The 10,390-nt window shown below is 58.7% G+C and carries 11 protein-coding genes; 7 read left to right on the plus strand and 4 right to left on the minus strand.

The window, feature by feature from the left end:
- Positions 1-628 precede the first annotated feature (628 nt).
- A complete protein-coding gene (locus tag F6X42_RS40555; RefSeq protein WP_187639420.1) occupies positions 629-1,444 on the minus strand; it encodes a class I SAM-dependent methyltransferase in 816 nt (271 codons plus the stop codon).
- 254 nt (positions 1,445-1,698) lie between these two features.
- The gene (locus tag F6X42_RS40560) at positions 1,699-1,944 is read right to left on the minus strand and encodes a type II toxin-antitoxin system Phd/YefM family antitoxin (RefSeq protein ID WP_187639421.1); all 246 of its coding nucleotides are present in this window, start codon (positions 1,942-1,944) and stop codon (positions 1,699-1,701) included.
- A 753-nt stretch (positions 1,945-2,697) separates the two neighbouring features.
- On the opposite strand from F6X42_RS40560, the gene F6X42_RS40565 reads away from it, so the two are divergent.
- Positions 2,698-3,063 carry a hypothetical protein gene (locus tag F6X42_RS40565; protein ID WP_187639422.1) on the plus strand — a complete coding sequence of 122 codons (366 nt, stop codon included), beginning with the start codon at positions 2,698-2,700 and terminating at the stop codon, positions 3,061-3,063.
- Between the two features lie 472 nt (positions 3,064-3,535).
- A complete protein-coding gene (locus F6X42_RS40570) occupies positions 3,536-4,294 on the plus strand; it encodes an H-NS family nucleoid-associated regulatory protein (protein ID WP_187639423.1) in 759 nt (252 codons plus the stop codon).
- Between the two features lie 112 nt (positions 4,295-4,406).
- Here the strand turns inward: F6X42_RS40570 and F6X42_RS40575 are convergent, their stop codons facing one another.
- On the minus strand, positions 4,407-4,718 hold the full coding sequence (locus F6X42_RS40575; RefSeq protein ID WP_187639424.1) for a hypothetical protein: 312 nt from the start codon (positions 4,716-4,718) through the stop codon (positions 4,407-4,409).
- A 497-nt stretch (positions 4,719-5,215) separates the two neighbouring features.
- Between F6X42_RS40575 and F6X42_RS40580 the strand changes: the two genes are divergently transcribed.
- Positions 5,216-5,419, plus strand: coding sequence for a DUF2970 domain-containing protein (locus tag F6X42_RS40580; RefSeq protein ID WP_187639425.1), 204 nt, complete (start codon positions 5,216-5,218; stop codon positions 5,417-5,419).
- A gap of 95 nt (positions 5,420-5,514) precedes the next feature.
- Here the strand turns inward: F6X42_RS40580 and F6X42_RS40585 are convergent, their stop codons facing one another.
- Complete coding sequence (locus F6X42_RS40585; protein WP_187639426.1) at positions 5,515-6,933, minus strand: aminotransferase-like domain-containing protein; 1,419 nt, start codon at positions 6,931-6,933, stop codon at positions 5,515-5,517.
- A gap of 320 nt (positions 6,934-7,253) precedes the next feature.
- Here F6X42_RS40585 and F6X42_RS40590 point away from each other — a divergent pair, with 320 nt between their 5' ends.
- The 4 genes from F6X42_RS40590 (at position 7,254) to F6X42_RS46500 (ending at position 10,315) form a co-directional block, all read left to right on the plus strand.
- Positions 7,254-7,652 carry a hypothetical protein gene (locus F6X42_RS40590; RefSeq protein WP_187639427.1) on the plus strand — a complete coding sequence of 133 codons (399 nt, stop codon included), beginning with the start codon at positions 7,254-7,256 and terminating at the stop codon, positions 7,650-7,652.
- Between the two features lie 211 nt (positions 7,653-7,863).
- Positions 7,864-8,130, plus strand: a complete 267-nt coding sequence (locus tag F6X42_RS40595) for a YlcI/YnfO family protein (protein WP_187639428.1) — start codon at positions 7,864-7,866, stop codon at positions 8,128-8,130.
- Positions 8,131-9,072: 942 nt separating this feature from the next.
- Complete coding sequence (locus F6X42_RS40600) at positions 9,073-9,429, plus strand: hypothetical protein (protein ID WP_187639429.1); 357 nt, start codon at positions 9,073-9,075, stop codon at positions 9,427-9,429.
- Positions 9,430-10,006: 577 nt separating this feature from the next.
- Positions 10,007-10,315 carry a DUF7673 family protein gene (locus F6X42_RS46500; RefSeq protein ID WP_429535040.1) on the plus strand — a complete coding sequence of 103 codons (309 nt, stop codon included), beginning with the start codon at positions 10,007-10,009 and terminating at the stop codon, positions 10,313-10,315.
- Positions 10,316-10,390 lie beyond the last annotated feature (75 nt).

Raw genomic sequence — 10,390 nt, forward strand, 5'->3', positions numbered from 1 at the left:
GCGTTCTGACATCCAGAGAGCCGTCGCACTGTCGCAGCGGGATCTCGCTCACCTCGTCCTGATCTCTCGCGGCGTTGTTGGTCTCGTACTATATTCCAACTTCTGACGGGTTACGCTGACGGATACTTTGAAGGCGTGGGCGCTGATGGTGCGCTTACCCCAGATGGTCTACCTTGCGACGCCGCGTCGCAGATATTCCTCGCTTCGAAACCCGTGCGTTCTACCAGCATCGACATAGTCCGTGTCGCTCAGAAATTTTGGACAACTGGCGAATGGACCTCTGGATTCAACCCTGCGCACGGTGCGCTGACCTATACGGCAAAACGTCGGCCGAGCCTCCTCATCACGACCTCGCGCTCGAGGGCATTGTGCCGCTGCGGGCTACAAAACGAGAGGAACACTACATCTGTTCGCAGTGTGGGGCGGTGTTCGTTCGCATTCTCGGTGGCACACCTTCGCAGCAGATTTGGATGCTATTGAACGCAGGGCAGCATTGACGCAACTCTTCAACGCGCTGAATCATTCATGGTCGCGCGCGTCATCGGGCCTCTATGCGGGACGTTTAAGAATCAGGGCTGGCAAACTCAAGGCGAGGAAGTACCGACCCGCTTGTATAGACCGGCTGGCCCTAGGCCTTGAGTGCGGAAGCCAAGACGCAGGTCATGGGAATCCGCAGCTCTCCGGCGTCGTTCCGATATGCCTCTGCGTCGTGCGCCACGGCCTGTTCAATCAACGCCAGCGCGGCCGGCGTCTGGGCGTTTAGCATCGCGGCGACTCGAACGCCACCGCGCATGAGTGCGTGAAACGGTGTATCCGGCAAACGAAGCACAAGGGTCAAGTCCACCTCGCGCATATGCAATTGAACGAACCCCGCATCAATCAATATGCGCTTCGATTCGTCCAAATCGCTGAGCCGAAAGAAGGGCGGTCCCGGCGGCACGGGCACATCGGTCGTCCCGTGCTTCTCGATTGCCTTGAATACCATCCCGAAGCCGACTGCCTTGTCCGGTGTTGCCCAGACCGTAAAGGCGATTCTGCCGCCAGGTTGCAGCACACGAAACGCCTCCGCGAGTGCGCGCTCGGGGTGCGGAAAATGCAGCATGCCGAAACTGATGCCCACTGCGTTGAAGCTTTCGTCGGGGAAGGGCAAATCCTCGGCGTCGCCGATGCGAAACTCAAGCCCCGGAAAAACGCGCTTCGCCTTTTCGACCATCGCGAAGGAGAAATCCACGCCAGCGACATCCGCGCCGCGAAGCTTGGCTGCAGCAGCGAGGTAGCCTGGGCCGGATGCTACATCCAGAAAACGCGAACCTCGCTGAATGCCGAGCACCTCGAGCATCGCGTGGTTCGACTGGGCAGTCAAATCACCGAAATACTCGTCATAGGCCTGCGCGACCCGCTCCCAGCCTTCGTGCTCAAATGCGCTGAAGTCGACTTGTCCCATGTTTGCCTCCACTCGTTCGGCACCCGGGCGCGTTGGAGCGCGGGCCTTCATGTTCCTCGTAAAGGTACTGTCTGTCTATTGAGTGAACAATCCAGACTGACGACTGAAGCGCGAGCAACTATGTGGTGCGGCGCACCAACAACGTCGCCTGTTGGCAGCGCCAATTGATATCAAACTGGGGTTCGCTGTACGACGCATAGCGTCGCTGCGCAAAAGACAGCCCCGGGTGTTTCGACCCTGTTCCGGCGGACTTCCTAGCGCGGGCCAGGTTTGTCATCAGACTGGAACGGCCCTACTACCTCGGCATCCTCAGACGGTGTGCCATCTCCCACCTCGAATATGCCCCGCGCAACGCCATCGCGCTGCGTCTCGATTGGCGCCAGTCGCGCGATAGGGCGGCCATCACGCAAAATGGCGACCTCGTGAAACTCACCGCACTCGTGGGCTGCAATCAAAGCCGGAAGGGCTGCGACGGCTTCGTTGATGGCAATGGTGGTCATTGATGCGCGCCTGAAAACAGGGCGGCGGGTACGACAAGGATGAGTATGTAGGATATGGCCCCAGGTCCTGGCATTGACGCTGCTAGAACTTCTCCGCCCATCGCCGTAATTCGACCTCCCAGGTCCAGGCGCTGCGATGCTGACGATGAACGTGAAGGTAGGCGACGAAGTCGCAGCACTGAACTGAGCGCTGCGACTGTCGCAGACCAAAGGCACTTCAGCACGCTGAAGACGGCTACCGCCAGCCCCGACATTTAAACCGCCCTAGCTACAGCTTCTAAAAAAGAGTCTTCTGGATATTAAAGGAGCCCCTTTTCCTATAAAGAATAAGGAAGCGAGCTCCTTGAGGAACAAGCGGAAGGCCTTCCCGTAAAAGGACGAAATCCGACTTCTCTCTCAAGCCGAGTTCGACATGCCAGCGACACATCGCGAAACGGCACGCGCAGTGTGGCGGTGTACCGGTCGTTTCATTCCGGGTTCCCCGTCGCACGCTTCGAGCGCGCCTTGGGTCGGATGGCCGCGCGAGAAACGATACATAGAGGAAGGCGAAACAGAATTTTTAAGAATTCGGCTATCTGAAATTTTAGCTGGCGGGGGGTGAGTTTTCAGCGCTTGCTATACCGGTTATCCTAGCGCGAATGTTCGGTGGCGCCGTCGGGCATACGAGAGGAAATTACGGTGGGTCCGGAGTTAACGGACCTAGAGTACGCAGGGGAACCGCTTGCGTGAAACGACCTACTGAAAAGGAAATGCATGTACAAGATTACTCGACTGACCACTTCGGCAACGCCAGTGCAGGGGCGCTTCCACGCCATCTGGTTCGCAAGAGCGGTCAACGGCGAGGCTGATACAGGCCTGCGGTTTTTCGGACAAACCGTGGTGAATCACGCTGACGAAACGTACTTCGGCGATGCGCATCTGATGTTGGACGGGCTTTCATCCGATGAGCGTCAGCGCTACGAGGCGGATTTCGGACTGAAGTCCGGCGAGGAAATGCGGGCCGCAAGGCAGGTGTCGGAACGGTTGTGCCACTTCATCGAGGGTGGCGACGCGGAATTGACGGAAGTGCTGGAGACGATTCCCGAGCTTGAATTCGACGAATGGTTGAGTGAGCTTTGATGTCCTTACCACACGAATAAACACCGGCTTTGCTGTGAACTTCGGCTCACCAGCCTAAGCATCGTGATGCGTGCGACAAGCCGGTGAGAAGGATGAATTGAACGTGCGCACCTGATTGCAAACTTCCGGCCACCGTCAAGCGGTGGCCGGATTTTGATGCCGACAGGTTGGTCGACGTCGTTGCGCTTACTTCCGTCGGCAAACAGTCAAATTCAGGCGAGTGATTCGGGGATTCACATTCAATGAATCGGGCGGTGAGGGGTTACGCTGCACCCGATAGCGGCAATCCGCTCATCAACTCGTCATCGAGTTCGTCGACCGTGAGAGGATATCGGATGAGCAGATGGTGGAACGGAAAAGCCTTACCGCGAGACCTGCCGGCAAGTGGTTGTTCAGCTACGCCGAGTGAGATGCTGGCGTTGCTCGGGCATCCCGTGGCATAGTGCGGCGACTGCCATCAAAGGGGGAAACCATGGCTACACTCGAAAAGGTACAGGCACAAATCATGAAGTTGCAGGCACAAGCAGAGGCACTCGTTGCGAAGCAATCGAGTGGTGTACTTGAGAAGATTCGCGCGTTGATGTCAAAGCACGGACTGACGACAGCCGACATCGATGCCCACGCTGGCGGCAAGAAACGCGGACCGAAGCCCGGGACAAAGGCTGCGGTCGTCACGAAGGCTTCTTCTGCGGCGAAGTATCAGGACCCGAAAACCGGTGCGACTTGGTCCGGGCACGGTAGGGCTCCGGGCTGGATTGCGAACGCGAAGGACCGTAGCAAATTCCTGGTTCAGGATGGCGCTGATGCAGTCGTCGCTGCAGGCGCGGCAAAGGTGAGCAAGGCCAAGACTGCGGTCAAGAAGACGGCGTCGAAGTCAGTCGGTGCAACTGCGGGCAAGGCGCAGCGGAAAGGCCCGCAACCGGCGATGTACCGTGACCCGAAATCGGGCGCGACGTGGAGTGGACGCGGGCGTGCGCCGGCGTGGTTGGCTGGTGCCAAAGACCGGTCGAAGTTCTTGATTGGCGGCGCTGCGGCGGTGGGCGATGCGAAACCGGCGGTCACGAAAGCTGTTGCGAAGAAGGCCCCGACGGCGAAGAAAACTGCTGCCAAGAAGGCCGTGAGCGCGAAGGTGTCGGCCAAGAAAGCGCCGGCGAAAAAAGCGCCGCGCAAGAGCGTGGCCGTGCCCGCTCCGGTGGCCACAGTCGAGTCTGGCGCCGAGTTGACGACCTAATCGTAGTTGTCAGATGCCCGGTGGACCAGCGATTTTGTGGTTCCACCGGGTACACCAAGCTGACGACGTTTATTGCGCTGTGTTGCCTGACGTTGCGATGGCCAGCGTCGTTTCAATACCCGCGCCAATCATGATGCTCGCGCCACTCGTGCTCACGCCATTCCTGGCGGCGCCATTCACGTTCACGCCACTCGCGACGTTCGCGCCATTCACGGGCTCGCCAGTCGTCGCCACCGCCGTACGCGACGGCGACAGGTGCGGGAGCATACACGACGGGAGGTGGCGGTGCGTACACTGGTTCTGCAGGCGCATACACGGCTCCGGGGATGCCCAATCCAATGGCGACGTCGACGTGTGCCGATGCTGCCGTTGATGCTGCCAGTACTGCCAGACCGAGCGCTGCGCCGAGAATTTTCTTGTTCATCTTCGCTACTCCTCGCACATTGAGTGCAATGTCAGTGACTACGGCTCGGAGTGTAGGAGGGGGCGTCGGACACATGTGAAACGGGGGTGCGAGATTCGTAACACGACATTACCAATGTCGGCGCACCGCGTGCGCGGTACTTCGTCAGGACCTGCAACTGCTCCGTGTGATGGTTGAGAACCAAGAACCCAGCGCTCCGGGGCCCATCGAAGAGTTATTACTCCCGGGAACATGCCGCATCTTCCAAGGGTGGATTGGCCCGCTTCTGGGATGGGGGCGGTCGCACGCGCCTCAGACGAATTCCAAAACTGGGAATAGGTGCCAGTCGCGATAGCAGCGGGCGCGAGCGTCGCCGTCAGCAACGCAGGTCCAACTCTGTTCACATTTCCACTGCACCCTCAGTTCCTGCTTACCTCGAATCGGCGAGAACTGCTTCTTCTAATTCCGAGAGCTAGACGAGACTATTAAGCATGAGATGGATTTTTTGGAGAGAAATCGTGGAACTTTTCCGCATGGTTTGCATGGTGTTGGCCGGCTTTTTTGGGGTACGCAAACGCGCTGCTCATGAGGCGGATTTGGCGAATGTCAACATGGTGCTGCTGCCGTTTGTCGCAATCGCGCTCGCCTTGATGATTGGCTTGCTTATCTTTGGAGCCGTACATTTGACTGCCGACGTCACAAGTTCGATGCAAGGATTCTGATTGCAAGCGCGCTCATGCACGCGGATTGGACAAGACAAAAGCGCCGCAGAGCGCCTCGCGACGTAGACCCGGCCGTTGACGCTGCACTGGTGACACTAGCCGTGAATGGAAGGGTCGTCGAGGATTTCGGCGACTCCGCGAATCGCGTTTTCGAAGCGCTCGTCCCAAGGATGGCCGAAATTGAGCCGCATGCAGTCTTGGAAGCCGTGCGTCGGTGAGAAAATTGGCCCCGGAGCGATGCTGATACCGCGCGCGCTCGCCAACGCGTGAAGCTCCATTGCTTTGACAGACTGCGGGAGCTGTAGCCACAGCATGTAGCCACCAGTCGGACGCACCCACCTAACGGTACTCGGCAGCCACTTATGCAGTGCCGTCTCCATTCGCTCGAGCTGCGACTGAAGCGACGAACGCAGCGAGCGCAAGTGTCTGTCGTATCCTCCGTGCTGCAGATAGTCGGCAACGCCTGCTTGCGCGGGAATGCACGCAGAAAGTGTTGTCATCAGCTTCAGCCGTCTGACTTTGTCAGCGAATCGGCCAGCCGCCGTCCACCCGACTCGATAGCCGGGCGCGAGTGTTTTTGAAAATGAACTGCAGTGCATGACAAGCCCCTGTGTATCGAACGCTTTGGCCGGCAGCGGACGGTCGCGGCTGAAATGAAGCTCCTGGTAGACGTCGTCTTCGATGAGCGGTACTTCGCGTCCACGCAGTAGTTCGACCAGAGCGCGCTTCTTGTCGGCCGACAAGGACGTGCCGGTCGGATTCTGGAAGTTGGGCATGAACCAGCACGCTCGAATGGGGTGCTGGTCAAGCGCACCTTGTAACGCTTCGAGGTCAAGGCCGGATACCGGGTCGACAGGTATCTCTATAGCTCGAAGGTCGAGCCGCTCTATTGCTTGCAGGGCGGCGTAAAAACCCGGGGACTCCACGGCTACAAGGTCTCCAGGCCGGGTGACGGCCATCAGACATAGATTCAACGCTTCGAGGGCGCCATTTGTAACGAGAATCTCGTTTGGCGACACGGACATGCCCGTTCCAACGTACCGAAGACTGATTTGCTGACGGAGATGGTCGTTACCGGGCGGCAGGTCTTCCACCGTGTTCCATGGGGTGAGCGACCGGGTGCCGGAAACCAGTGACTTCAGAAGCCGTGCAGATGGAAAGAGCTGTGGAGCGGGGAACGCTGAACCCAACGGCACAATGTCCGCATGCCGGGCTGATTCGAGCACGGAGAACACCAAATCGCTGATGTCTACCTTCCTTGGTTCCGCTGCGAGTCCTTCTGCTCGAACCGTCTCGTTCACAGTGGCGCCCTGAGTGACGAAATACCCAACACGCTCCTCGGCGCGCACGAGACCCCACTGCTCAAGGAGCGAGTAGGCGCGAAATACCGTCGACTGGCTCACGCCGTACTGCGCGATGAGGTGGCGAAGCGACGGAAGCTTGGCTCCGGCGGGAAGAAGACCTTCCCGGATTTGCGTTGCCAGATTCTTCGCGATAGTCTCGTAGCGATTCATTGATTGCCCTTACCGTGTTCTTCGGTGACCGAACTCGCAGCGCACGCTTTCTCGCGCGATTCCCGCCGTGTCTGCCGAGAAACCGTGCCGCAATACTACAGCTTCCGTTGATGAGCCAGCGACGACTGCGGTGGGGCCAGCAGCGATTGAGCGGGCGCTATCCCAGTTACGTCGGTTGAGCTGTGCCTTGCTACGACCACGTGGACGCGGCGACCGGTCCTACGTCCCACGGGTTCTGGCTCGCGAAGCCACCATTTCCGCAAACGATGTGTTGAATTCCGTGTCGTCCAGCAAGTTCATGCCAGGAGGCGTTGACGGTCATGGAAACACTCAATCCTAACGACAACGAATTCGGTCGAAAGTTGGCGCTCACTCACACCGAGAAGCGTCTCGCCGACCTGCTCGCGTACGTCCTGACTGACGCGATGACCGAAATCGAAGTGGCGTCAAGAGACCTGCAGATTTCTGACTCCAGCTTCGTGCGCTTACGCCGGGCGATGGGCCGGGTTGCTTGCGCGCAGTCGCTGTTGGAAACAATGAGGGCAGGGAGCGTGGGCGCGGGCGATGAGGAGACGGCGTTGCGGGTGCTGCGGGTGCGTGCTGCGGTGGAATTGCTGGCAAGAGAGAGTGGCCGGAGGACTATCCAGCCGGGGCGGTCGAGTGGCTTTTGTTGCGATAAACCGAATTGCGAGGACGGACGGTCGAGAATCGTTCCATGACGACGTGATGACAAATTTTTGCGCTTCCCGGGGTCGCGAACTCATCTGTGAAGCGGAAAGACGGCCGGCGGAGCCGCGGCCAACAACGCCGAGACACACGTGATTGCCAGCATCTGGTTCATAGCGGCGGAGCCCCGCGCGAGCGGAAGCGTTGCAAGTGCTCAGCGTTGCGACCAAAATGTCTTCCACGAAATTTGTGAGGCGAAGCCCCATGACGACGACCATCCTGACACTTCATGTCGACCCGGAACTCCGGATGGCAGCCGAGGGTGTGCTCCGCAAAAACGAATCACTCCCTGAATTCATGGAATCGGCGCTGCGCGAGGGCATCGCGCGACGCCGAGTCCAAGATGGACTTATCTCGAGAGGCGTCGCTTCAGGGAAACGGGCAAGTCGCGACAACGAATATTTCAGTGCGGACGACGTCCTTTCGGAGCTCGAGCGTCGGTTGACTGCTGCAAGAAATTCTTCGCGATAGCGGCCTGACGAAAGGAGCTTCTTCGCTCGCGCCTCCTCGCTTTCGCTACGACGCGAGAAGACCCTTACATGCGACCAATCGGCGCACTCTCGTCTGAATACAGGGAGCCGTGCGAGCAGATGCGCCGGTCGTGCGACATGTGCATTTAAACGGCATTGCTTCACTGGCAATGAATTCTCCGCCCCTCCACCTGCCGGCACGCCAAGTTAGTTAGCGCTCCCTTATATCGGACGCGAAGCTTGAACTGTTATCTATTCTGCAGCCAGATGTCATCACCGACATCGAAGTTGCGGCAGGAGACGCGGGGATTACTGACGCCAGTTTCGTGCGCTTGCGCCGAGCGATGGACCGGGTTGCTTGCGCGCACTGGTCTTGGAAGCAATGAGGTCGGAGAGCGCGGGTGCGGCGGGCAAAGCCGATGCGGTGATGCGCTTAAAAATATTTTTACCGTAATCAAATCAATGGCATATCGAGGTCAATTTCAATAAGACGTCTTAAAACAGCTAAAAAGCTGGAGTTCGCTGGAGGCAACTGGGGTTGTGTGGCTATACGAGGTGGAGCAGCCCAAAACGCTGCGCTGCAACGAACCTTTCCCTTGGAGCACATGCAATGAATACGCAAGAACAGAAGAAGTCCGGTACTTTGGTCGAAGTGCGCGCAGCGAGTTCGTCGGACGCATATCACCTCGGCGGTTTGGTTGGCACTAGATGGATTCGCGCAGCCCGAGTCTGGGTTCGCACTTACGATGAATCTGGCGCAAAGAGCGCCGAAAAGTTCTTCGGATTTGTCGACACGCGTTGCACCGGTCCCCGCTCGCATGCAGGCCGAGTTCTCGCTAGCGCCGGAGCCTACGCGCAAAAATTGCGCTCAGGAGCGAGCTACTAATTTCCGCAGGGGCAGGCACGCTGCCCCGTGATGACAACATTCGTTCGAGACAACCCCATGACTTCGGATACACCTGTGATTCCGGCACGCATGTCTGTCGACAGACTCAGGCGCCTCGCAGCGAGCAACGACCTCCAGCTGCAGCTCACCTGGCAATGGGTGGGCCGTCAACGCCACGGCGTGCTGACGGTAACCAAAGATGGCAAATCACTGTTTTCAGAGCGCTTCGCGCGCGCTACACAGATGTGGGGCCGCGGCGACGAAACGTTCGACCTCGTGCGCACTGGCAGCAATAAGCACGTCGCCGTCATCCACGCGTTGGAGGCGCTCAAGTCGCTCTTTGCGCAGCAGAAGAGGCCACCTAATGCCGGCAGGCGCCAGCCTGGTGGCATCAGCGATACACTGACTGAGTGACCACAGGAGCGGGGCCAGTCGGCCCCGAGCTGATGCCAATCTGCAGCCGTAGAAAGTAATTCGAATCGGATTTGTCGATGACTGCCGGCACCGGCAGCGTTCCTGTGCAACCAATCGCCGATGGCGTCCTAAGTGGGGGCCGTCTATGCAAACGATAGGGGTAACAGGGTAACGACGGTAACAACGTTAGACGCGTTATCGTCGCGATTTACGTGTGGGCTGTTCAAACCAGGTGGCCAAGATTGAACTGCCGGCCGACTCATGGCTGCAGTCGAATTCGTTGGCGTGCTCTTGAATGCGAGCTCTTACCGCAGGACCGCCTGCGGCGATTCGCACGAGCAAATGCAGCATTTGGAAGCGCAAAGCGTTCGAGCTGCTGAGAAAAGGCTAAAAAAAGTTTATAGACTCCTCGAGAACTCGAGCAGCATCTCCCGCCATGCGGGGATTCATCGGACTCTGTCCGTGAGCAAGACGGACGGGTTACTTCACCCGCTATGCGGGGATTCATCGGGCGCTGTCTGTGAGCAACACGGGCGGCTTCGCTTCCCCGCTATGTGGGAAACCTGGGTAGATTTGCATGAGTCAGACAGAATTGAACACTTCAGAACTTTCGGCAGACTTCATCGACGACCTAGGCGCGCAAGCGGCGCAGAGGTTATTCGCAGTCTGCCGACACGACGGCGGCGGTACGCGGCCAATTGCCGAACTCCTCGTAAGCCTGCACAACAGTCGACATGCCCGGGTCGATGCTTACGCGCTGTGTCGACGGCTAGACGATGACCACTTCGACGACGTGCTCCAGGCCCTCCGATGGTTCCGGGACGCGCCGTTCAGGGTAAGCGGCTCGGCAGGGCCGGTCCCCGATTCGCGCGCGCGTGGGGCATGATGTGAGAGCGTGGGTAGGTCCGGCGTAGACCACGTGAAGATCGTTCCATGATCGTGGCCACGATCTATCTGGATC

The sequence above is a fragment of the Paraburkholderia podalyriae genome (assembly GCF_014397785.1).
GTDB classification, from domain to species: domain Bacteria; phylum Pseudomonadota; class Gammaproteobacteria; order Burkholderiales; family Burkholderiaceae; genus Paraburkholderia; species Paraburkholderia podalyriae.